The sequence below is a fragment of the Gloeomargarita sp. SRBZ-1_bins_9 genome (genome assembly GCA_039794565.1).
GTDB lineage: Bacteria > Cyanobacteriota > Cyanobacteriia > Gloeomargaritales > Gloeomargaritaceae > Gloeomargarita.
Map to the genome: position 1 here is coordinate 39,426 of JAUQVX010000010.1, position 21,431 is coordinate 60,856.

At 59.5% G+C, this 21,431-nt stretch carries 20 protein-coding genes; 11 read left to right on the forward strand and 9 right to left on the reverse strand.

Annotation, left to right across the window (positions count from 1 at the left end):
• The first annotated feature begins 25 nt into the window (after positions 1-25).
• Both Q6L55_09170 and tilS read left to right on the forward strand, forming a co-directional pair.
• Positions 26-2,329 carry an endonuclease MutS2 gene (locus Q6L55_09170; GenBank protein ID MEN9258879.1) on the forward strand — a complete coding sequence of 768 codons (2,304 nt, stop codon included), beginning with the start codon at positions 26-28 and terminating at the stop codon, positions 2,327-2,329.
• On the forward strand, positions 2,326-3,285 hold the full coding sequence (gene tilS, locus Q6L55_09175) for a tRNA lysidine(34) synthetase TilS (protein ID MEN9258880.1): 960 nt from the start codon (positions 2,326-2,328) through the stop codon (positions 3,283-3,285). Before Q6L55_09170 ends, tilS begins: the two co-directional genes overlap by 4 nt.
• Here the strand turns inward: tilS and hmpF are convergent.
• Positions 3,282-4,955, reverse strand: coding sequence for a pilus motility taxis protein HmpF (gene hmpF / locus Q6L55_09180; protein MEN9258881.1), 1,674 nt, complete (start codon positions 4,953-4,955; stop codon positions 3,282-3,284). The two genes, tilS and hmpF, sit on opposite strands and share 4 nt — an antisense overlap.
• A 136-nt stretch (positions 4,956-5,091) precedes the next feature.
• Here hmpF and Q6L55_09185 point away from each other — a divergent pair, with 136 nt between their 5' ends.
• Together Q6L55_09185 and Q6L55_09190 are read left to right on the forward strand one after the other, a co-directional pair.
• On the forward strand, positions 5,092-5,490 hold the full coding sequence (locus tag Q6L55_09185) for a response regulator (GenBank protein ID MEN9258882.1): 399 nt from the start codon (positions 5,092-5,094) through the stop codon (positions 5,488-5,490).
• 35 nt (positions 5,491-5,525) lie between these two features.
• Positions 5,526-5,894 carry a response regulator gene (locus Q6L55_09190; GenBank protein ID MEN9258883.1) on the forward strand — a complete coding sequence of 123 codons (369 nt, stop codon included), beginning with the start codon at positions 5,526-5,528 and terminating at the stop codon, positions 5,892-5,894.
• On the opposite strand, the gene gshB is transcribed toward Q6L55_09190, so the two are convergent.
• From gshB to Q6L55_09205, 3 genes are read right to left on the reverse strand one after another with little or no spacing between them, the layout of a single operon-like run.
• Complete coding sequence (gene gshB, locus Q6L55_09195) at positions 5,872-6,870, reverse strand: glutathione synthase (GenBank protein ID MEN9258884.1); 999 nt, start codon at positions 6,868-6,870, stop codon at positions 5,872-5,874. The genes Q6L55_09190 and gshB overlap by 23 nt on opposite strands.
• Positions 6,867-7,124, reverse strand: a complete 258-nt coding sequence (grxC, locus tag Q6L55_09200) for a glutaredoxin 3 (protein ID MEN9258885.1) — start codon at positions 7,122-7,124, stop codon at positions 6,867-6,869. Before grxC ends, gshB begins: the two co-directional genes overlap by 4 nt.
• Entirely contained in the window at positions 7,121-8,005 is an 885-nt protein-coding gene (locus tag Q6L55_09205) for a ferritin-like domain-containing protein (GenBank protein ID MEN9258886.1), read from the reverse strand. Before Q6L55_09205 ends, grxC begins: the two co-directional genes overlap by 4 nt.
• A 163-nt stretch (positions 8,006-8,168) precedes the next feature.
• On the opposite strand from Q6L55_09205, the gene ftsH (Q6L55_09210) reads away from it, so the two are divergent.
• On the forward strand, positions 8,169-10,055 hold the full coding sequence (gene ftsH / locus Q6L55_09210; GenBank protein MEN9258887.1) for an ATP-dependent zinc metalloprotease FtsH: 1,887 nt from the start codon (positions 8,169-8,171) through the stop codon (positions 10,053-10,055).
• 56 nt (positions 10,056-10,111) lie between these two features.
• Here ftsH (Q6L55_09210) and Q6L55_09215 read toward each other — a convergent pair whose 3' ends face one another.
• From Q6L55_09215 to Q6L55_09225, 3 genes are all read right to left on the reverse strand, one after another.
• On the reverse strand, positions 10,112-11,077 hold the full coding sequence (locus Q6L55_09215) for an alpha-E domain-containing protein (protein MEN9258888.1): 966 nt from the start codon (positions 11,075-11,077) through the stop codon (positions 10,112-10,114).
• Entirely contained in the window at positions 11,071-12,516 is a 1,446-nt protein-coding gene (locus Q6L55_09220) for a circularly permuted type 2 ATP-grasp protein (protein MEN9258889.1), read from the reverse strand. Before Q6L55_09220 ends, Q6L55_09215 begins: the two co-directional genes overlap by 7 nt.
• A gap of 237 nt (positions 12,517-12,753) precedes the next feature.
• Complete coding sequence (locus Q6L55_09225) at positions 12,754-13,092, reverse strand: hypothetical protein (protein MEN9258890.1); 339 nt, start codon at positions 13,090-13,092, stop codon at positions 12,754-12,756.
• Between the two features lie 221 nt (positions 13,093-13,313).
• Between Q6L55_09225 and Q6L55_09230 the strand changes: the two genes are divergently transcribed.
• Genes Q6L55_09230 through Q6L55_09255 form a run of 6 tightly spaced genes read left to right on the forward strand, consistent with a single transcriptional unit; the run spans position 13,314 to position 18,364 of the window.
• Entirely contained in the window at positions 13,314-13,601 is a 288-nt protein-coding gene (locus tag Q6L55_09230) for a metalloregulator ArsR/SmtB family transcription factor (protein MEN9258891.1), read from the forward strand.
• 22 nt (positions 13,602-13,623) lie between these two features.
• Positions 13,624-14,178 carry a hypothetical protein gene (locus tag Q6L55_09235; GenBank protein MEN9258892.1) on the forward strand — a complete coding sequence of 185 codons (555 nt, stop codon included), beginning with the start codon at positions 13,624-13,626 and terminating at the stop codon, positions 14,176-14,178.
• Positions 14,179-14,231: 53 nt separating this feature from the next.
• Positions 14,232-16,376, forward strand: coding sequence for a polyribonucleotide nucleotidyltransferase (locus Q6L55_09240; GenBank protein MEN9258893.1), 2,145 nt, complete (start codon positions 14,232-14,234; stop codon positions 16,374-16,376).
• A 50-nt stretch (positions 16,377-16,426) separates the two neighbouring features.
• Positions 16,427-17,092: a TPM domain-containing protein gene (locus Q6L55_09245; GenBank protein MEN9258894.1), complete on the forward strand. Its 666-nt coding sequence runs from the start codon at positions 16,427-16,429 to the stop codon at positions 17,090-17,092.
• Positions 17,089-17,820, forward strand: coding sequence for a 2-phosphosulfolactate phosphatase family protein (locus Q6L55_09250; GenBank protein ID MEN9258895.1), 732 nt, complete (start codon positions 17,089-17,091; stop codon positions 17,818-17,820). Before Q6L55_09245 ends, Q6L55_09250 begins: the two co-directional genes overlap by 4 nt.
• A gap of 37 nt (positions 17,821-17,857) precedes the next feature.
• Positions 17,858-18,364, forward strand: coding sequence for a pentapeptide repeat-containing protein (locus Q6L55_09255; GenBank protein ID MEN9258896.1), 507 nt, complete (start codon positions 17,858-17,860; stop codon positions 18,362-18,364).
• On the opposite strand, the gene csaB is transcribed toward Q6L55_09255, so the two are convergent.
• Complete coding sequence (gene csaB, locus Q6L55_09260; GenBank protein ID MEN9258897.1) at positions 18,353-19,402, reverse strand: polysaccharide pyruvyl transferase CsaB; 1,050 nt, start codon at positions 19,400-19,402, stop codon at positions 18,353-18,355. The genes Q6L55_09255 and csaB overlap by 12 nt on opposite strands.
• A gap of 1 nt (position 19,403) precedes the next feature.
• Positions 19,404-21,287 carry an ATP-dependent zinc metalloprotease FtsH gene (gene ftsH, locus Q6L55_09265; GenBank protein ID MEN9258898.1) on the reverse strand — a complete coding sequence of 628 codons (1,884 nt, stop codon included), beginning with the start codon at positions 21,285-21,287 and terminating at the stop codon, positions 19,404-19,406.
• Positions 21,288-21,431: the final 144 nt, after the last annotated feature.

Here is a 21,431-nt window from a genome sequence, read left to right on the forward strand (position 1 = left end):
AAAGCAGTGCCGGGTCGGAAGTGGGATGGGGAACAGTCTGGAGATTCACCGCGAGACGCTGGAGTTGCTGGAATGGCCGCGCCTGTGTGAACACCTAGCCACTTTTGCCCAAACCAAAACTGGACAGCGGGCCGCCCGTCATTGGCAACCGGTAACCGACCAGGCCACCGCCCTGCACCTACTGGCGGAAACCCAGGCCCTAGACACTCTGGCGGAACGGGGGGTGCGCCTGGATTTGACCAAGGTGGAGGATGTTCTCCCGACCTTGGAACGGGCTGAGCGGGGGGGGGTGCTCAGTGGCCACGAACTGCTGTCTCTGGCTTACTTGTGTCAAACGGCCCGGCAGGTGCGGCGGCAGATTGCTGGGCAGCGGGACATCCCGGTTTTACAAGATCTAGTGGACCCCTGGCGCACCCATCCTGATCTGGAGCAACAGATTTTCCACTGCATTGACGACGGGGGAGAGGTGACCGACCGGGCCAGTCCCGCCCTAGCCCAAGCCCGCCAGCAATGCCGGTACACGGAAGAACGCATCCGGCAAACCCTGCAACAGCTCATGCACAAACACCCCCAGGCACTCCAGGAACCCCTGATCACCCAGCGCCACGACCGGTATGTATTGCCCATCAAAGCCAGCCACAAGGACGCCATCCCCGGTCTGGTCCACGATACCTCGGCGTCAGGGGCCACCTACTATATCGAACCCCAGAGCTTAGTTCCCTTGAACAACGAGTGGCGCATCCAGCAGCAACGGGTGCAGGAACTAGCCGAGGCCGTGCGGCGGGAATTGAGCCATCAGGTGGCTGCCGTTGCCGATGACCTGCGTCTGTTGGCCGAGGGGTTAACCCGTCTGGATGTGGCCTATGCCCGGTGTCACTACAGTCGCTGGCTAAAGGGCCATCCCCCGGTCTTGGGCGAGGCGGTGCAACTGCGCCAGGTGCGTCATCCCCTGCTAGTGTGGCAGGCCCAGCACGAAGCGGGTCGGCCCGTGGTCCCCATTGATATCCTGATCCCGGCAGAGGTGCGGGTGGTGGTGATCACCGGCCCCAACACCGGTGGCAAAACCGTCACCCTAAAGACCTTGGGACTGGTCGCGCTCATGGCCCAGGCAGGCCTTTATGTCCCGGCGGCGGCTCCGGCGCAACTGCCCTGGTTTGACCAAGTCCTGGCCGACATCGGCGACGAGCAATCCCTCAGCCAGAATCTCTCCACCTTTTCCGGCCACATCACCCGCATCAACCGCATCCTCCAGGCGGCCACCCCCACCTCCCTGGTGCTGTTGGACGAAATTGGCGCCGGCACCGACCCCACCGAGGGTACGGCCTTGGCCCGGGCGATTCTAGAAACCTGCGCCGAGCGGGTTCGTTTGACCTTAGCCACCTCCCACTACGGCGAACTGAAGCTGCTCAAATACCGCGACCCCCGTTTTGAGAACGTTTCCGTGGCCTTTGATGAAGTCACCCTAGCCCCGACGTACCATCTGCTCTGGGGCATTCCCGGCCGGTCCCAGGCCCTCCAGATTGCCCGACGGCTCGGCGTGGACCCCACTATTCTGGAGCGGGCGGCATCCTACCTGCACAGCCACCACCGGGAACTCAACGACCTCCTCCAACAAATCGAGCAACACCGTCAGGAACAGGTGGCGAAAAATCAAGCTGCCGCTGACCTCCTGGCCCAGGCGGAACAGCTCTATCAGCAAATCCGGCAACAGGCCCAGGAACTCCGGCGGCAAAAACAGGCCCTCGCCGAACAGCATACCCAAGCGGTGGAGGCAGCCATTGCCCAAGCCAAGCAGGAAATTGCCCAAGTGATTCAAAGGCTCAAGGGTCGGCGAGTAACCCCCCAGCAAGCCCACCGAGCCAGCGCCACCCTGGGCGAGATTCAAAGACGCCATCAACCCTCCCCTCAAACCATTACCGTCGGCTTTAACCCCCAAATTGGGCAGCCAGTGCGGGTACTGGGGCAAGTGGGGCAAGTGCTCAGCCTACCGGATGCGGACGGCAAGATGACGGTGCGTTTGGGACAACTGCGGGTGACCGTCAACGCCAAGGATGTGACCTCTTTAGACGGACAACCCGTGGCCCTACCCTCACCGCCACCGGTGCAAACGCCGGACAACACCATTGACCTGCGGGGGCTGCGGGTGGAACAAGTCCCCGACCAACTGAACCAGCGGCTCCATGGGGGGCAACGGGCCTGGTGGATTATCCATGGCCAAGGCAGCGGGCGACTCCGGCAAGCGGTCCAGACCTATCTAGCACAGCACCCCCACATCCAACGCTGGGAAACGCCTGACCCCACCACCACCGTCGCCTATTGGCGCCCATGAACCTGCAGCGACGGGTGCAGCGATTTCTCCGGCAATCCCACGCCCTACCCGCCCAAAGCCGCGTGCTAGTGGCCGTCTCCGGTGGGCAAGATTCCCTATGTCTCTTAGATGTGCTGCACCATTTGCGTCCCCGCTGGGGCTGGGTGCTGGGGGTAGCCCACTGCGACCACGGCTGGCGCCCCGATAGCACTGCCAACGCCCAGTACGTCGGGGAATTAGCGCAACGCTACGGCTACCCGTTTCACCTGGTGCAAGCCACCGACTTACCCCAGCAGGAAGCCGCCGCCCGCCAATGGCGCTACCAGGCCCTGGTGCAGATCGCCCAACAACACCAGTACACCTACATCGCCACCGGCCATACCGCCAGCGACCGAGTGGAAACATTTTTGTTTAACCTGTGGCGGGGCAGTGGGCTGAGCGGGTTGGTGGCCCTGGTTCCCATACGGCCATTAACGCCCGGCATTCAGTTGGTCCGGCCCCTGTGGGACATCACGCGGGAAGAAACCGCCGCCTATTGCCAGCACCAGGGGTTAACCATCTGGCCCGATAGCACGAATCAAACCCTCCAGCACCGACGCAACCGCATTCGCCATGAGCTAATCCCTTACCTACGCCGCCATTTCAACCCCCAAATCGAGCGACAGCTGCTGCAAACCCTCGACATCCTCACCGCCGAACAGCAGTTTTGGCAACAGTGGGTCAACCAGGTCTGGCCCCAGCTCTACGACCCCCAGCGGCAAGCCCTAAACCGACGAAAATTGGCACAGTTGCCCTTGGCCGGCCAACGGCATATCTTGCGGGTTTTTCTGCAAAAACAACTGGGTCGCCCCGTGACCTTTTACCACATCGAGCAGGTGCGACACCTGGTAACCGCAGGCCACCGCTCCCAAACCGCTCCCCTCCCCGGAGGCAAACGGGTAATGGTGCAAAGGGACGTTTTCGTGATGACCGATTAACCCTGAAGGACTTGCTGTATCAGCCCCAGTAATTCATCCACAACGGGGGCCTGACCCTGCCCAATCCCCTGATTGACCTGGTGATAGCACGCCCAGAGCTGACGCAGGTGGTCCTGGCAGGGGGGCAATAACTCCTGGTAAGCCTGGATCCGTCCCAGCAATTGTTCCAGTTGCTGCTGGGTTTGCTCCCATTCCTGCTGTTGGTGGGCCAAGGCCTGCTGCCGCTGGCTCTGGGCCTCCCGTTCCTGCTGCATCTGTTCCCGCAATTGATGCAACTGGGCCTGACGGGCCTGAAGCTGCTGCTGACAGACCTGCCGCTCTTGACTCAGGCGTTGCCACTGTTGCTCTGCAGCCTCCAGGATAGGTTCGAGGTCCGACGTTTGGTCCTTAACCGGGGTGTGTCCCAAGCGTTGTTCCAGAATCTGTCGGTAGGCGCGGGCGATCGCTTCCCGCTCCGCCAAGGTTTCCCGCTGCCCCTGGAGAGAGGCCTCTAAAAGTTGGTAACTCTGCTGCTCACTTTCCAGTTCAGTTTCCAGGTCAATGCGCTCGTAGTCATTGGCGTGCTGAATCCTGGCGCGAATTTCATCAATCGCCTCCTGTTGCATCCGTAGCTCCTCTTCCTGCTCCCGCAAATAATCCCGGAGTGTTTGAACCGCCTGTTCCTTCTCTTGCACTTCCTTTTCCAGTTCCGTTAAGTCCATCGCCATCAACGCCCCTCGATCCACCAGGGCGCCGGCACCTACCAAATGTTTGAGTCGTCTACAGGTCTGTTCCTGGTCATGGACCGCCTGGTCAAGCCCCTGCAACCGTTGCCGGAGTTGTTCGCTCTCCGCCTGCCAATGTTCCACTAAACGTTCCCGGGCCAGCAATTCGGCTTCCTGGGAGTACCATTCCGCCCATTGGGGTTGCAGGTGCTGTAGCCGTTCTTGTAAGGCATATACCTGGGCCTGAGCTTGGTCGAGCCAATGGTGTTGCTGCTCGAGGAACTGCTGCTGCTGCACCAAGAGGTCATGCCAACGCTGGAGACTGCCTGCAACCAGTGGCACCTGGCGTAACTGGTCAACGCAACTGATGATCTGCTGGGCCATGTCGTGGGTGAGGATTCCCGCCCGGTTGGCTTCCCACTGCTCCCGTTCCCGCTGGAGTTCCTCCCAGGCCCGCCTCAGAGCTGCTTCCTTCTGCTGGATTTCTACTTGCAGCGCCTCGACCTCCGCCTGGATGGCCTGTAGCTGACGTTGCTGTTCCTCTAAATCCTTCAGCGCCTCCTCCGCTTGCTCCACCTGGGCCATCCGCTCCTCTAGCTCCATCTGCCGCCGGTGGAATTCCTGCGCCTGGAGCATGAGGGATTGCTGCATCTCCTCCGACTCCTGCTCCACCCGCTGCACCCGCTCCTGCAGTTGGTTGATCTGGCGCAGAATGTTCAGAACATGCCGCTTGCCGTCCTCTATTTGTAGTATCTTGTTATTGCTATCGGTCTCGACAATCACCAGAGCGCCGTTGCCGTAGGTATTCTCCAGACGTTTTTCGTCGGCAGAGGCCACAGTCAGGGTGGTGGTGGTCATGGCCCACAGTTCCCCCCGTTGGACTGCCAAAACGTTCAACTCTGTACTGGTCGTCGTCCCTAAAAACCCGGTCTTGGTCCGTCGCTGAATTTCCGCTAGATACCGCACTGTTGCCGCCCTCTGGATGCCTTGCGACCGTAAGCTGGGTTGAGACGTAAAGACAGTATAGCAGGTTTCTAGAGTCAACTTGAGGGCCTAGGAGTTCTGTGTAAAATAGAGGTACATCGATAGGGCCGGGGTCCTTATGGCGACAGTATTGGTGGTGGAAGATCAGCGCACCCAGCGGGAAATGATGGCCGAAACCCTGGCGAGGGATGGCCTACAGGTGATTGCCGCAGCCGATGGCCGGGAAGCCCTGGAAAAGCTGAAGACGATTCGCCCGGACGTGATCGTTCTGGATGTGGTCATGCCCAATATGAATGGCTATGAGCTATTGCGGGAAGTCCGCAAGCGCCCCGAGCTCGCCAAGGTACCGGTGGTGGTGTGCAGCGTCAAGGGGGAACAGTTTGACAAACACTGGGCGCAGCGGTTGGGGTCTAATGCCTATGTCGTCAAGCCCTTTGAACCGCAGGTGTTGGTCGGCACGGTGCGCAGTCTGTTACGGGCCAGTCAACAGCACGGCCAGGGCCTCCATTCGGTGTAAAATCAGGGAAACCAGCCAAAGGAACAGGTAGGGTCATGGGAACGGTTCTAGTGGTTGAAGACAGCGTCCCCCAGCGAGAGATGATCGTAGGTTTGTTGCGGGACAACGGCTTAACTGTCATGGCCGCCAGTAACGGGAGTGAAGCCCTCGAGTGCCTTAAGCAAGCTATCCCCCAGTTGGTGATTACCGATGTGGTGATGCCGGTCATGAATGGCTATGAATTGATCCGCCAGTTGCGTAAGCCCGAATCGGCGACGGCGGAGGTGCCCATTTTGGTCTGTTCGTCGAAGGGGGAACCCTTTGATGAGCAATGGGCCAAGCGGCAGGGGGCAACGGATTATATCGTCAAGCCCTTTGAACCCCAGCAATTGCTCGCCAAAGTCAAAGCCCTGTTACAGGGGTAGGACTTTTCCCCGTCCCTAAACATTTTTCCTCCAGCCAGGCCATCACCACCTGCCCCAACTGGGTGCCGCTGAGCCGGTCAATTTCACGGATGCCCGTAGGGCTGGTGACGTTAATTTCCGTTAAGAAACCGCCAATCACATCAATCCCCACCAAATACAATCCCGCTGCTTGCAAAACCGGTTGCAAACCGGCCGCAATTTCCCGGTCCCTGTCGGTGATCTCGGCCGCCACGGCTTGACCGCCAACTGCCATATTGCCGCGAAAGTCATGACCGGTAGGGATGCGGTTCACGGCGCCGATGGGTTCCCCGTCGAGCAAAATAACCCGTTTATCCCCCTGGCGAATCGCCGGCAAGTACATTTGCACCATCACCGGCAACCGACCCCCCGCCGTACTCAATTCCACCAGCGATGCCAGGTTGCGGTCCGCCGGGTCCAAATACAGGATGCCTTCCCCCGCCTTGCCCCCCAGGGGTTTGAGGACCGCCGGCCCATAACGCGCCAGAAATTTGCGGATCAGGGCCAGTTGACTGGTGACCAGGGTAGGGGGCAGCAGGTGGGCAAAGCGCAGGGCGTACATTTTTTCGTTAGCTGCCCGCAAGGCGCTGGGCCGATTGATCACCATGGTGGTAGGGGGCACGTAGTCGAGCAGGTACGTCGCCCACAGATAGGCCGTATCCACTGGCGGGTCTTTACGCATCCACACCGCAGCCATTTCCCCCAAAGCCAAATAGGCCGGTTCCCCCAGGCGATACCAGGGTTGGGGAATCTCATAGCGTCCCTGCCGGATGCGCACCGGTTGTATCTGAACCGGCCATAGCCAGGCCCAGGTTTGTCCCCCCTGCACAGTGAGTTGGTCAATGGTGGTGACCCAGACCTCATGCCCCCGTTGGTTGGCTGCCTCCATTAAGGCCACCGTTGAGTCATGGCCTGGGTCCAACTTCTCCAGGGGGTCAATCACAAAGGCCAATTTCATGCCTGCAACAGCCGATCCAGTTCCCCCGCCCGCTCTAGAGCGTACAGTTCCTCACAGCCGCCAATGGGCTGACCATTGATAAAAATCTGGGGCACCGTACGCCGACCCCCGGCCCGCTCCGCCATCCGCTGCCGCGCCTGCTCATCCCCATCAATCGCGTATTCGACATAGGGAATCCCCTTGCGGTCCAGCAGCGCCTTGGCCCGGAGGCAAAATGGGCAGGTACGCCAGGTGTAAATTTCCACCTTCTTCATGGGCGTTGTCTGCTTGGGGGTGAGGGGGGATGGGGATTGAGGAAAAGAGGAATAAACCGCTCGATGAACTTTTGGGGGTCCCGCTGCCAGGCCCGCTGCAGGATGTCTATACGGGTGCGCTGCAAATCGGGCGCCAACAGGGCCGACGGCAACCGCTCGATCAAATAGCCCGGCCGTTCCCACACCGGTAGGGTGCTGGCAATGTTCACCAATCGCTCAACCCGCCGCAGTTCCGCCCCCAACGTAATATCCATACCCGCCTCGAAGGCCGCCTGCTCAATCGCACTATAACGCCGCTTGGCCTGCTCGACTAACCGCCGGTGTTCTGGACTTTGGCGCGCCAACTGGGCCAGCCACCGATTCCCCCAACGCACGTGGGCCGCCTCCTCCGGGAAAATCCGTTCCAGAGTCGCCCGGATAGCCACATTTTCCGCCGTCTGGGGTGCTTGCCGCAAGGCCGCAATATGAGCGGAAAAATACTCACATCCCCGCTTCTCGGTCACGTTAATCGCCGCCAGGGAGGAAATGATAAATTCATCGGTGCCCGGGGTATGGGCGTCAGCATCCAAGAGGGCCTCAAACTGGTCAATGTAGCTCGTGCCGGGGGGCTTGCCCACAGGAGCGCCCAAGTCGCACAGCAAATCTGTCAACCACATGGCGTGGCGAGCCTCGTCGCTGATATGCCGCGATAAATCCCGCACCAGTTCCGGGGGCCGACCGTCCAGGCGCTCCACCAGATCCGTCAAGTCCTTGCAACTGCGCTGCTCACTAAACCGGTAACGATTGAGGGTGATTAAATGAATCTCCCGGTCCCGTACCACCTGATCCAAAACAGCCCGGGCGCTCCATTCTCCGAACTTCCGGGGATAAGCGACGGTCATGGCGTTCACCCCAACGCGGCAGCAGTAGATTGCGTTTTGTAAACCAGCCTCATCTTACCGTGTTTTTCCCGCTGGCGACAACGGGTAGGGTTTTCCTCCCCCGACCTTTGGTCCGGCGGCTCGACTATACTGGTAAACAAGAGATGGGCTGAAATTGGCAGATATGGCGATAAAAAAATCTCCCCAAGTTCCCGGCCCCCGGGCCATTGGTAACATTCTCTTTCTCATCGGTATTGGCTTTTTACTGCTGAATCTATTTTTGCCGGGGTTACTGGGGCCTCGCATCCCCCAAGTCCCCTACAGTCTGTTTATTCACCAGGTGGAGGAGGGCCAAGTTGCCCGGGCTTCCGTTGGTCAAAATGAGATTCGCTACCAGTTGCGTCCGGAGTTTGGCGGTCAAGTGCTAGCCACAACGCCGATTTTTGACCTGAACCTGCCCCAGCGGTTAGAGGACCATGGCGTGGAGTTTGCTGCTGTACCGCCGCCGCGCAATAACTGGTTGACCAGTCTGCTGGGGTGGGTGTTGCCGCCGCTGATTTTTGTGGCCATCTGGCAGTTTTTCCTGGGTCGCGGGGCGGGGGGTCCCCAGGGTGCCCTGTCCATCAGCAAGAGCCGGGCCAGGGTCTATGTTGAGGGGGAAGTGGGCAAGGTTACCTTTGCGGATGTAGCCGGTTGTGACGAGGCCAAGGCCGAGTTGGTGGAAATTGTGGACTTTCTCAAGTCGCCGGAGCGCTATATCCGCATTGGGGCCAAAATTCCCAAGGGGGTGCTGCTGGTGGGACCGCCGGGAACCGGGAAAACCCTCTTGGCCCGGGCGGTGGCGGGTGAAGCCAAGGTGCCGTTTTTCAGCATTTCCGGTTCGGAGTTTGTGGAATTGTTTGTGGGGGTCGGTTCGGCCCGGGTGCGGGATTTGTTCGAGCAAGCCAAGAAGCAGGCCCCTTGCATTATTTTCATTGACGAGTTGGACGCCATCGGCAAATCCCGCAGCAGTGTGGGGTTCTACGGCGGTAATGACGAGCGGGAGCAAACCCTGAACCAGTTACTTACCGAGATGGACGGGTTTGACAGCTCCAAGGCGACCGTGATTGTCCTGGCGGCTACCAACCGGCCCGAAACCCTCGACCCGGCGCTCCTGCGACCTGGACGCTTTGACCGGCAAGTGCTGGTGGACCGGCCCGACCTCGCCGGACGGGAGGCCATCCTCAAAATCCATGCCGCCAAGGTGAAATTAGGACCGGATGTGGACTTGCACAAAATTGCCGCCCGGACGCCCGGTTTTGCCGGTGCGGATTTGGCTAATTTGGTCAACGAAGCGGCGTTGTTGGCGGCCCGGAACCAACGGGACCAGGTGACCATGGCGGACTTCAGCGAGGCCATTGAGCGGGTGGTGGCCGGTTTGGAGAAAAAGAGCCGCGTGCTGACCGAGAATGAAAAACGCATCGTCGCCTACCACGAGGTGGGGCATGCCCTAGTGGGTTCCCTGATGCCGGGGTCGGGTAAGGTGGAGAAAATTTCCATCGTCCCCCGGGGTATGGCAGCCTTGGGCTACACGTTGCAACTGCCGACGGAGGACCGTTTCCTGCAAACGGAGCCGGAGTTGCGGGGACAGATTGCCACCCTGTTGGGCGGTCGAGCTGCCGAGGAGCTGGTGTTTGGGCAAGTGACCACGGGCGCCAGCAATGACCTGCAACGGGCAACGGACCTGGCCGAACGAATGGTCACGGCTTTCGGCATGAGCAAGGTCTTGGGTCCGCTGACTTTCCAGCAGCGCCAGCAAAACCTGTTCCTGGGCAATGCCATGGAAATGCGGCGGGCCATGAGCGAAGAAACCGCCCGGTTGATTGACCAGGAAGTGCGGGAAATCGTGGATCAGGGGCATCAACAGGCCCTAGAGATCCTCCGGTACAACCGGGAGATACTGGAAGCGATGGCCCAGGAAATCCTGGAAACGGAAGTGATCGAGGGGGACAAGCTGCACCACTGGTTGAGCCAGGTCAAAATGCCGCCTAGCCTCGCGCCTGCGGTCGAACCCACACCGGTAGCGGTTTGAAGCCAATCGAGGGGGCTGAGGGCATCCCGACTCTCCTTAGGGGCATCAGTTACCCCTCAGGCTTGGCCGGCCGGTTCAGGACGCAGGGCAAAAAAAGTCTCGAAAATGGTGTCATCCAGGCGATTAAACTCCACCAGGAGTCGGTCGAGGAATTCGTGCAACCCCCCCTGGATAATCTCATCAATCGTGATGTACTCTAAATCGGCACACAGGCGACCCAGGCGACGTTCCACGGCGATGTGCCAGTCCGGTAGGGCCGTGCCCGTGATCCGCCGCAGGGAATGGTCCAATTGGCGCAGGCAAAACAGGACCGACCGGGGAAACTCCCGATTCAGGAGTAAAAACTCGGCCACCAGCCTAGGCGTAATCAGATGGCGTCCCTGCTTGCGGTACATTTCGTAGGCGCTGGCCGATTTGAGTAGGGCGATCCACTGAATTTCATCCAGCGTGGTTCCCACATCCTGCACTGACGGCAGCAATACGTAGTACTTTACATCCACAATGCGCGTTGTTTTATCTGCCCGTTCTAACAGACGCCCCATCTGGCCAAAATGCCAGGCTTCGTTGTGGGACATGGTGGCGTCCATGACACCGGCAAAGCGATGGCTCGACCGTTTGACCTCTTGGAAAAACTGATACAAATCCACCTCCTGACTGTGGGCCGCAGCCTCTTGCACCATCAAGTAAAAGGAATTCACCTCCTGCCACATTTCTGAGGAAATGATTTCCCGCACGGAACGGGCATTTTCCCGAGCCATGTATAGGCAAGAGACGATAGAGTTTGGGTAATCGGCATCGAAGGTCAGAAACTGGATCACCTGTTCTTGGGTGGGTAGTCCATAGCGTTCCTGGAACAGGGCCAAATCCCCGGTGACCATGACCAACGGTTCCCACTGGGTGACAGATGGCTGGGGCAAATCCAGGATTAAATTCAGATTGACATCTACAAAACGGGCGACATTTTCGGCGCGTTCGATGTAGCGATTTAGCCAGTAAATGGCATGGGCCACACGACTCAACATGGTGCGGACTCCGCCAAGACCCACGTATCCTTACTGCCCCCCCCTTGGGAGGAATTGACCACCAATGACCCTTTTTTCAGGGCCACGCGGGTCAAGCCGCCGGGATGCACGTAAATCTCTTGCCCGTGCAGGACATAGGGACGCAAATCCACATGACGCCCCTCAAAATGGTCATTCACGATGGTGGGCACACGGGATAAGGGAATGACCGGTTGAGCGATATAGTTGCGGGGAAAACGCTGAATTTTCTCGGCAAATGCTGCTCGTTCCTCCGGGGTAGCCGTATGACCCATTAACATCCCGTATCCTCCCGACTCATTGGCAGATTTAACCACCAATTGATCCAGATGCTTTAATACATAGTCCCGGTCCGCTTCTTGCCAGCACAAATAGGTGGGCACATTGGGCAGGAGCGGTTCCTCCCCCAGATAGTAACGGATCATATCCGGCACATAGGCATAAACCACCTTGTCATCGGCCACACCGGTCCCCGGGGCATTGGCCAAGGCCACCCGTCCCTGGCGATACACCTCCATCAGGCCCGGGATCCCCAGCAGGGAATCGGCGCGAAACACCTGGGGGTCGAGAAACACATCATCTATACGGCGGTAGATCACGTCCACCCGTTGTAGCCCCCGGGTGGTGCGCATTTGCACATAGCCATCAACAACCACCAAATCCCGCCCCTCGACCAACTCCACCCCCATTTGTTGGGCCAAAAACGAGTGTTCAAAGTAGGCGGAGTTATAGACCCCAGGGGTGAGCACCACTACGCAGGGGTCATCGAGATAGCCTGGTGCCAAGCTCAGCAACATCTCTAGCAGGTGGCCCGGATAATCATCGGTGGGGCGAATGTTCAGCATGCGAAAGACCTTAGGGAAGGTATTTTTCATCACCCGCCGGTTTTCCAGGACGTAAGAGATGCCCGAAGGTACCCGCAAATTGTCCTCTAGAACCCACCAATGACCCTGCCGGTCCCGAACCAGGTCACTGCCAGTGATATGACACCAGATACCCCCCGGGGGGGAAAGTCCTTGACAGGCCGGTAAGTAGCCCTGGGATGAATAAATGACATCTGCCGGAATTACCCTATCTTTGATGATTTTTTGGTCGTGGTAAACGTCCTGCAGGAATAAATTCAGGGCCGCTACCCGTTGTTTAACGCCCCGTTCTAAATAGGCCCATTCCTGCGCCGTAATCACCCGGGGGATGACATCAAACGGCCAAATCCGTTCCCGGGCAGCGGGGTCGTTATACACCTGAAAGGTCACCCCCATTTGCATCAAAACGGCTTGGGCTGCTTGTTGACGTTGACGGAGTTCACCAGGAGGTAGCTGATTAATGCGTTCTACTAAAGCGGCAACGTGGGGGCGGGGTTCTCCCTTACGCACAAACCATTCATCGTAAAAGTCGCCAGGGTCATAGTCATGAAAGTGCATATCGGCCCGTCAAACACCTGATCCCATTCTAAAATTAGCGGAGCAGGTGCCCGTCAGATGGTTATTTTGAGTACAATCATCAGACCAACTCATCCAGTAAAGGGGGACCAGGAAAATGGGTAGCCGGGGAATTAACTACAGGGCCCCCCAGTCAAGGGCAGCCGTCCTCGCCGAAAAAGTAGGGTTAAAACCAACAAAGGACAAGGTGACCGTAAGGAGCACAGATGGCATTGCTGATTAACGACACAGATTGATCGTTGCCGCCAACAAAATCTCAATCAGCTCTGTCTCACTGTGGTTGCGTTCAATGGTCTGGATGAGGCGCGGGATAGAGTCGTGGTCTTGCCGACGAAGGGCCTGGCTGAGGGCGTCAATCTCAACTTGGATACTGGGCACGCGGGGAGCGCCGGCCGCCGGTATGGGGGACTCGGGGGATAGGTGACCGGTTTCCGTCCCGTTGTCCTGGCTAACTGCAGGTGAGGCAGATGTTGCCACTGAAGGAGCTAGACTTTCCCCTTGATTTAACCAGGCCGCCCAACTGTCGAGGGTCTGATTACCGCTTGGAGCTTGGGCCATAAACCTCTCGCTTTTTCTTTAACCATAGCAGAATCCCTATCGCCTAGTCCTGGCCACCTACCTGGAAGCCAGCAGGACGGGCAACCTATACTCAGAGGTAGGTCCGCTTTTGGCTCGCAGTCGGCGGGAACTTGCCCACGATGACCATGGCCCTTACTTCTGATGTAGAAATTTGCAGTGCATCAGACCATCCGACCCGACCGCCTGTTACGGTTCTCGATATGGCGACGGCACAGCGCATGGCCCAATGGCTGGCTTTTTTAGCCGACCCAAACCGGTTACGGATTTTGTCCATTTTGGCGACGGGACCCCACTGCGTCGGGGATTTGGTGAATTTGCTGCAAATGAGCCAATCGGCGGTTTCGCACCAGTTGCGTACCTTACGGGCGATGGGGGTAGTGCAGGGACAACGCCAGGGTCGCCACGTCATTTACCGGCTCCACGATGACCATGTGTTGACGATTTACGAAACGGTGCGCCAGCATTTACGAGAACTGAACCTGATTTGAGCGGGTAGCTGGGACAGGGGTTATGGCCATGGATAGGGGCGGGGCCAGGGACATCCAAAGGATCAGCCGTCGCTGGTTGACTTGGGGATGGGCTGCTTGGTTGCTGTTGGTCCCTTTTAGAGCGCTTACCCAACCATTTCGTACTGTACAAGAACACTTTTTAGGGATTCCGGAGACGGTGCTGCCCTTGGGGTCTTCTGCCAACCGCCAACGCTATTTACAACAGGCCCTGGTGGATACGGACCATGGCTACATCCGCTATCAGGCGAAGGATAACCCAGAACGGTTTGAGTTTGCCATTTTTCGCAAGCGCAACGGCCAGTACCTGGCAGCCTTTAGCGTACCCTACAACCCGAATTTCGGCGACCGATCGGGGAAATCCCTCCTGCTCCTATTGGACTATCAACAGGGCCAGTGGCGCAATGTGACCCGGCAATTGTTGCCTGTGCCCTTTGACCCTACCTTGACCTACCAATTACCCCGGGTGGGACGGGATGTGGTGGTCGTCAATGCTCGTAACCAACGCCTCTATCGCCTGCGCTGGCAAGATGACCGCTTTATCCATTTGCCGTTGTAACGCTCCCACAACCCAATGCTAGGATAGCGATGGATTGGGAAAGAGAGTGAGCGATGCAAAAGTCAATATTGTTTGACGGAAGGGAGATCCGTCTGCGCTTGGGTGAGTTGGCGCCCCAGGCGGGGGGTTCAGTGTTGGTTTCTTGTCAGGATACGGCGGTTTTGGTGACGGCAACCCAGGGAACTGCGCGGGAGGGGGTGGACTTCTTGCCCCTGATGGTGGAATACGAGGAACGCTTGTATGCCGCCGGTCGGATTCCTGGGGGGTTTTTGCGCCGGGAAGGACGGCCTCCGGAAAAGGTGATTTTGACCAGCCGATTGATCGACCGGCCCCTACGCCCCCTGATCCCGGATTGGCTACGGGAAGACATCCAGGTGGTGGCCACAACCCTGTCCCTGGATGAGGAGGTGCCCCCGGACATCTTGGCTATTTTGGGGGCGTCTTTGGCAGTGGCCACGGCGGGGATTCCTTTCCTGGGGCCGATGGCGGCGGTACGGGTGGGCCTGTTGGGGGATGAATTTATTATCAACCCTACCTATGCGGAAATCGAGGCCGGCGACCTGGACTTGGTGGTGGCGGGTTCGCCCCAGGGGGTGGTGATGGTGGAATGCCGGGCCAACCAACTGCCGGAGCAGGACATGATCGAGGCCATTGATTTCGGTCACGAGGCCATCCAGGAGCTGATCCGGGCACAGCAGGAGTTGTTGGCGGAGATGGGCATTACCCTGACTGTGCCCCCGGCGCCGGAACCCCCAGCGGACCTGGTGGAATTGGTGGAACAGACGGCGGCGGCAGACGTTCAGGCAGTGCTGGACCAGACGATTGCCGATAAGCAACAGCGTAACCAAGCCCTGGAGGCGATCAAGGCCAAGGTGACGGCGGCCCTGGACACCTTACCGGAGGAAGACCCCCGACGACAAGCGACCGCCCACGACCCGAAGCTGGTGGATGTCCTGTTCAAGGCGCTGACCAAGAAACTCATGCGCCGCCATGTGCTGGAAAAGGGTATTCGGGTGGATGGCCGGAAGGTGGACGAGGTGCGGCCCATCTACTGTGAAGTGGGCATTCTCCCCCGGCGGGTGCATGGGTCGGCCCTGTTCCAGCGGGGTTCGACGCAAATTCTCTCGGCGGTGACCCTGGGAACGCCAGCAGATGCCCAGGAGTTGGCGGATGACCTGCACCCGGAGGAGGAAAAGCGTTACCTGCATCACTACAATTTCCCGCCCTACTCGGTGGGGGAAGCGCGGCCATTGCGGGCACCTTCACGCCGGGAAATTGGGCATGGGGCGCTGGCGGAACGGGCGTTGGTGCCGGTGTTGCCCAGCAAAGACGAATTCCCCTATGTGTTGCGGGTGGTGTCGGAGGTGCTCTCTTCCAATGGTTCCACCTCCATGGGGTCCGTCTGTGGGTCAACCCTGGCGTTGATGGATGCGGGGGTTCCCCTCAAACGCCCCGTGAGTGGGGTGGCTATGGGGTTAATCAAAGAGGGGGACCAGGTGCAGGTGCTGACGGACATCCAGGACATCGAGGATTTCCTAGGGGACATGGACTTCAAGGTGGCCGGCACTGACACGGGGATTACGGCTTTGCAGATGGACATGAAAATCCCTGGTTTGGACGTGGCTACCCTGGGGCGGGCGATTCACCAGGCGAAGGCCGGGCGGCTATTCATTCTGGAAAAGATGTTGGCGGCCCTGGCGGCTCCCCGACCGAGTTTGTCCCCCTACGCCCCACGCCTGCTGACTCTGAAGATTGACCCCGAACTGATCGGTGTGGTGATTGGGCCGGGGGGCAAGACCATTCGCGGCATCACCGAGGAGACGGGGGCCAAGGTGGACATTGAGGAGGATGGAACAGTCACCATCAGCGCCGTGGATGAGGAGAAAGCCCAGAAGGCCTACCGGATCATTGACGGCATGACTCGCAAGCTGAATGAGGGGGATGTGTACGCCGGTCGGGTGACGCGGATCATTCCCATTGGGGCGTTTGTGGAAATCCTGCCGGGGAAGGAAGGGATGATCCACATCTCCCAGTTGGCGGAACACCGGGTGGGCAAGGTGGAAGACGTGGTTTCCGTCGGCGATGAGGTGATTGTGCGGGTGCGGGAGATCGATAGCCGAGGCCGGATTAACCTGACCCGCCTGGGGATTCACCCGGATGAGGCGGCGTCGGCCCGACAACGCAGTAGAATGACCTGACTCTATACTGACTGTTAAGGAGGGGAGCGTTACGGGAGGAGACAGGTCGGATGGGACGCTGGTTATGGGTTGGGGTATTGGTTTTATGGCTGTGGTTGGGGGGGATGGCAGCCGCCCAAGCCACGGCCGTCAGCGACCTGCCAGCGACACCACCCGCCAGTTGGGTCTTCGACGAAGCCGATGTGTTTAGCCCCAGCACCGTCAACCAGGTCAACCGCATCCTGACCCAACTCAGTCAAGACACGGGTTTTCAGGTCCACGTCGTCAGCCTGCGCCGTCTGGATTATGGGGAAACCGCCAACAGTTTTGGCGAAAAACTGTTTCAACGCTGGTTCCCCGATGGGGGCGCCAGACAGGTTTTGGTAACCCTGGTGGCTCGGACGGCAACGGCGGATTTGCAGGCCGGCGCCGAGGTGCTTCCCCTGTTACCGTCAGCCACGGCGGTCAGTGTGGTGGAAGAAACGCTGCTGAAACCGGTGCGCAATAACGTTTACAACCTGGCCCTGGTGAACACGGTAGCCCGCCTGCAAGCCATACTCTCGGGTCAACCCGACCCCGGCCCGCCCCCGGAAGAGGTGGAACGGATCGAAGGGACCTTTGCCACGGCTGCTGAAACTCGCCAAAGCAGGGACATCTGGACGGCGGTGGTGATTGTCCTGTTGATCCTGGCGACCGTGATTCCCATGGTGACCTACTACTGGTACGTCCAGCGATGAGGTGTTGGGTGTACCATACGCCGGAGCAGGTGCCGGAGGGGGACTGGCCGGACTGTGCGGTCGTGGTGGATGTCCTGCGGGCAACAACCACCATGGCGGTGGCTTTAAACGCCGGGGCAACGGCGGTGCAGGTGTTTGCCGACTTGGAAGAACTGTGGCGGGTGAGCGAACAGTGGCCGGCGGAGCAACGGTTGCGGGTGGGGGAACGGGGGGGCCAGGTGGTCAGCGGCTTTGACATGGGCAATTCCCCCCTGGATTGCACACCGGACCGGGTCAAGGGGCGACGCTTGTTCATGAGCACAACCAACGGCACGCGTGCCCTGGCTCGGGTGCAAGCCGCCCCCTGTGTCCTCACCTGTGCATTAGTCAACCGGCAGGCCGTGGCGGAATTTCTGCGACAGCACCAACCTGAACGGGTATGGGTGGTGGCGTCTGGCTGGGAGGGGTCCTTTTCCCTAGAAGATACGGCTTGCGCTGGCGCCCTGCTGATGGGGCTAGGAGACCAGGTGACCACCGGCAATGACGAAGCCGTGGGAGCTTTGGCGCTTTTCCGGCAGTGGCAGGAGGACTTGCTGGGGTTGTTGCAGCGGGCTAGCCACGGGCAACGGCTGTTGAAGCTGGGGCAGGGGGCGGATTTGCGCTTTTGTGCCCAGTTAGATTGCCTGACCACCATCCCGGTCCAGACGTCACTGGGCCTTTTAACTGCCAGGGCGGGGGGGGTGTTGTAAATGTTATATTCTTTATTACTTTTAGACAGGGGTTTCCATGGCGGCCAAGGAAATCAGCGGGGAAGAACTGTTACTTCGCTATGCGGAGGGAGAACGGGACTTCACCGGTGCTTACCTCAAGGAAGTAGATCTGAGCAATAAAATTCTCAGCCGGATTATATTGGTGGAGGCCAATTTAGAACGGGCCAACCTGATCGGCACCAATTTTTTGGGCGCCAATTTTCGGGGAGCGGTCCTTAACCAAGCGCGCATGTATAACTGCAATCTCAGCGGGGCGAATTTGGTGGACGCGCAACTGTGGCGGGTGGACCTGCGGCGGGCCTACCTGCGGGGAGCCAATTTAACGGGGGCCTATATGAGCGAATGTGACCTGAGCGGGGCCAATCTGGGGGATGCGATTTTGAAACTGGCCCGGCTGCGGGACGCCAATCTCACGGAGGTGCGCTGGCGGGGTGCGGACTTGACCGAAGCGGACCTACGGGGGGCCAAATTGACGGGGGTGGATCTGACCCAGGTTTCCCTAGAGCGGGCGTTACTGCTCTGAAGGGTCAAAAACTTGCCGGAGCAGTTCCCCGTGGAGGAGCGCCCGGTCGGCCCAGGTTTGGATTTGGGCTGGGGACAGTCCCTCTCCGTTGACATACAGGTCCAGCCACTGGCGGCTCAGGTCCTGGGGCGTGGGCGGCGGCTGGTGTAAATCCCACCCCGGTACACCTAGATCCTGTTGCAACTGGGACACTTTCGGGTCATAGCTCAGGCTAAAGCAGCGACAACCGGCAGCAGCCCCCATAACCAACCCGTGGTAGCGCATGGTCACCACCAGGTCCAGATACCGAAACACCCCCTTGAGTTGGGCCGGATGGGGCGGTTCCAGGAGAGCACTGCGGTCCCCCACTCGCCGTTGCAAATGCTGGGCCAAGGCCCGGTCGGTTGCCGGTTGAAACGGTAGAAACACCACCCAAGCCCCAGTCGCTTGTTGGAATTGCCGGAGGGCCAAGGCCAGAACCTCTATCCAAGGGGACGTCAGCAGGGGATGGGGACGCAACACCACGGCCAGGCGCGGCGCCGGCACATCCCCCAGAGGCCAGTAGGGTTGGTCCGGCAAGGCCCATACCGGGTCCGGGGCCAGCAGAGCGCCACGCCCCCAGCGCCGGAGTTGTTCGGCTGCCGGTTTGTCCCGCACGCTCACCCCCTGACAGCGCCGGAACACCCAGCCCGCCAAAGCCCGTAACCACCGGCGTTCCAAGGGGCCAATCCCCTGGGCCCAGGCCACCGTGCGTTTCCCGAGGAGTTGGGCCATCGCCATTAACCCCAGGTAGTACAGGGGACTGGCCCAACTGGTTTTGTCCTGAATCAGACTGCCGCCGCCCCAGATGAAACCCTGACTGCGCAGCAACTCCTTGACAACGGCCCCTAGATGCCAACGGTGGCAGGCCGGGACCCCATACTGCTGACGGGTTATCTCAGGTTGGGCCGAGAGGACAACGGGTTGCACCTGGGCCGGTAGCATTTGCAGCAAGGTGGTCAATAGCGCCTCATCCCCCCCGTTGCCCAAGCCGTAGTAACCGCACAGCAGCACCCGCATCTCAGGCCGGCATCGCCGTTTTCTCCGGCAGAGGTGTGTACTCGGCGACAATCCGCCGGAACTCCTCCCCGTCAATGGTCTCCTTCTCGATAAGCAGGTCCACCAGCCGGTCGATCACCACCCGGTTTTCGCGAATGATTTGGCAGGCTTTTTGGTAGCAGTCGTTAACGATGCGCCGCACTTCGGCATCCACCAGGGCCGCCAATTCGTCGGAGTAATCCGAACGAGCCACCAAGTCCCGCCCCAAAAATACTTCCCCCACCTGACCGTCCAGGGACAACAGCCCAAAATCCGACATGCCAAAACGGGTCACCATTTGCCGGGCCAAGGCCGCCACCTGTTGCAGGTCATTGCCCGCGCCGGTGGTCACCTCCGATTCGCCGAATACCACCGCTTCGGCTGCCCGACCGCCCAGCGCCCCCGTGATGCGAGCCAACAACTGTGCCCGCGACAGAAGCATCTGCTCTTCCCCCGGCACGAACCAGGTCAACCCCCGCGCCTGTCCTCGGGGAATCAAGGTCACCTTCTGCACCGGGTCGTGGTGAGGCAACAGAGTGCCCACAATGGCATGCCCCACCTCGTGGTAGGCAATTAACCGCTTGCTCTTGCTGTCTACTAGGGGCGTGCCCTCCATCCCGGCGATCACCCGGTCAATGGCCGCGTCAATTTCACTGGCCCCGATGGCTTCTTTACGTCGCCGGGCCGTGAGAATGGCCGCCTCGTTGAGCAAGTTGGCCAGGTCGGCCCCGGAAAACCCCGGCGTCCGTCGGGCGATCATTTCCAGGGAAATGGTGTCGTCGAACTTCTTGTTGCGCGCGTGGACCCGCAGGATGGCCAAGCGACCGTTGATGTCCGGTACGTCCACCGTGACCTGGCGGTCAAAGCGTCCGGGGCGCAACAGGGCCGCATCCAGCACATCGGGACGATTGGTGGCCGCAATCACGATCACCCCCGTATTCCCCTCAAAGCCATCCATTTCTGTGAGCAATTGATTGAGGGTCTGCTCCCGCTCGTCGTTGCCGCCGCCGATGCCCGCGCCCCGTTGCCGGCCCACCGCATCAATCTCGTCAATAAACACAATGCAGGGGGCATTTTCCTTAGCCTTGCGGAACAAATCCCGCACCCGGGACGCGCCCACCCCCACGAACATTTCCACAAACTCCGAACCGGAAATGCTGAAAAAAGGCACCCCCGCTTCTCCGGCAATGGCCTTGGCCAACAAGGTTTTCCCCGTCCCCGGCGGCCCCACCAGCAACACCCCCCGGGGAATCTTGGCCCCCACTGCCGTAAACCGCTCCGGCTGCTTGAGAAACGTCACCACCTCCTGCAGTTCCTCCTTAGCCTCATCCACCCCGGCTACATCGTCGAACTTCACCCCCGTTTTAGCCTCCATCTGGAACCGCGCCCGAGATCGCCCAAAATTCATGGCCTGGCCCGGCCCACCGGGAAGGGAGTTGGAACGCCGCAACAAAAACACCAACCCGCCCAGCAACAGCAGCGGAAACACCAGATTCCCCACCAGCCCCCACAGGGCTAAGTTCGTGTTGCGATGGTTGTGAATATCAAAATCCACATGGGCCTGGCGCAACCGGCTAATCAGCTCCGGCCCGGCTGTCGGCAAATCCACCCGAATCCGCTGGAACCGGCTGGTCAACTCGGGGTCTACAATTTCCACCACTGCCGTGCGGCCCCCGTCATACAAATCCATACGCAGCACCTGGCCCGCTTCCAAATACTCCAAAAACCGCCCGTAGGTCATCCGCGCCGTTGCGGCGTTCAACCCCGTCTCCCGCCAGACCGGCCCCATAGTGCCCTGCCAGAAGAAAAAGCCGATAATCACCACCGGCAACAACCACAGCAACGCCATCCGCCACGAAAACTTCATCACCGAACTCCTGCCAAGGGCGTAGAGAACCTTAAAAATTTGTTTATTATTCTTAATACTAACGCTAAACCATGCCGATGGCGAGCGCTCAGGGTCGGATATTTGGGTAGTCACCCCCGAGATGCCTCGCCTAGGATGAAGATG

Bases quoted from the DNA above. Each gene is read 5' to 3' on its own strand.
- Q6L55_09230 (MEN9258891.1), top strand. From the start codon at position 13,314: ATGGCGACGGCACAGCGCATGGCCCAATGGCTGGCTTTTTTAGCCGAC.
- tilS (MEN9258880.1), top strand. From the start codon at position 2,326: ATGAACCTGCAGCGACGGGTGCAGCGATTTCTCCGGCAATCCCACGCC.
- ftsH (MEN9258887.1), top strand. From the start codon at position 8,169: ATGGCGATAAAAAAATCTCCCCAAGTTCCCGGCCCCCGGGCCATTGGT.
- Q6L55_09225 (MEN9258890.1), bottom strand. From the start codon at position 13,092: ATGGCCCAAGCTCCAAGCGGTAATCAGACCCTCGACAGTTGGGCGGCC.
- Q6L55_09235 (MEN9258892.1), top strand. From the start codon at position 13,624: ATGGCCATGGATAGGGGCGGGGCCAGGGACATCCAAAGGATCAGCCGT.
- Q6L55_09190 (MEN9258883.1), top strand. From the start codon at position 5,526: ATGGGAACGGTTCTAGTGGTTGAAGACAGCGTCCCCCAGCGAGAGATG.
- Q6L55_09250 (MEN9258895.1), top strand. From the start codon at position 17,089: ATGAGGTGTTGGGTGTACCATACGCCGGAGCAGGTGCCGGAGGGGGAC.
- Q6L55_09255 (MEN9258896.1), top strand. From the start codon at position 17,858: ATGGCGGCCAAGGAAATCAGCGGGGAAGAACTGTTACTTCGCTATGCG.
- csaB (MEN9258897.1), bottom strand. From the start codon at position 19,402: ATGCGGGTGCTGCTGTGCGGTTACTACGGCTTGGGCAACGGGGGGGAT.
- Q6L55_09205 (MEN9258886.1), bottom strand. From the start codon at position 8,005: ATGACCGTCGCTTATCCCCGGAAGTTCGGAGAATGGAGCGCCCGGGCT.
- ftsH (MEN9258898.1), bottom strand. From the start codon at position 21,287: ATGAAGTTTTCGTGGCGGATGGCGTTGCTGTGGTTGTTGCCGGTGGTG.
- Q6L55_09215 (MEN9258888.1), bottom strand. From the start codon at position 11,077: ATGTTGAGTCGTGTGGCCCATGCCATTTACTGGCTAAATCGCTACATC.
- Q6L55_09220 (MEN9258889.1), bottom strand. From the start codon at position 12,516: ATGCACTTTCATGACTATGACCCTGGCGACTTTTACGATGAATGGTTT.
- Q6L55_09170 (MEN9258879.1), top strand. From the start codon at position 26: ATGGGGAACAGTCTGGAGATTCACCGCGAGACGCTGGAGTTGCTGGAA.
- Q6L55_09240 (MEN9258893.1), top strand. From the start codon at position 14,232: ATGCAAAAGTCAATATTGTTTGACGGAAGGGAGATCCGTCTGCGCTTG.
- gshB (MEN9258884.1), bottom strand. From the start codon at position 6,870: ATGAAATTGGCCTTTGTGATTGACCCCCTGGAGAAGTTGGACCCAGGC.
- grxC (MEN9258885.1), bottom strand. From the start codon at position 7,124: ATGAAGAAGGTGGAAATTTACACCTGGCGTACCTGCCCATTTTGCCTC.
- Q6L55_09185 (MEN9258882.1), top strand. From the start codon at position 5,092: ATGGCGACAGTATTGGTGGTGGAAGATCAGCGCACCCAGCGGGAAATG.
- Q6L55_09245 (MEN9258894.1), top strand. From the start codon at position 16,427: ATGGGACGCTGGTTATGGGTTGGGGTATTGGTTTTATGGCTGTGGTTG.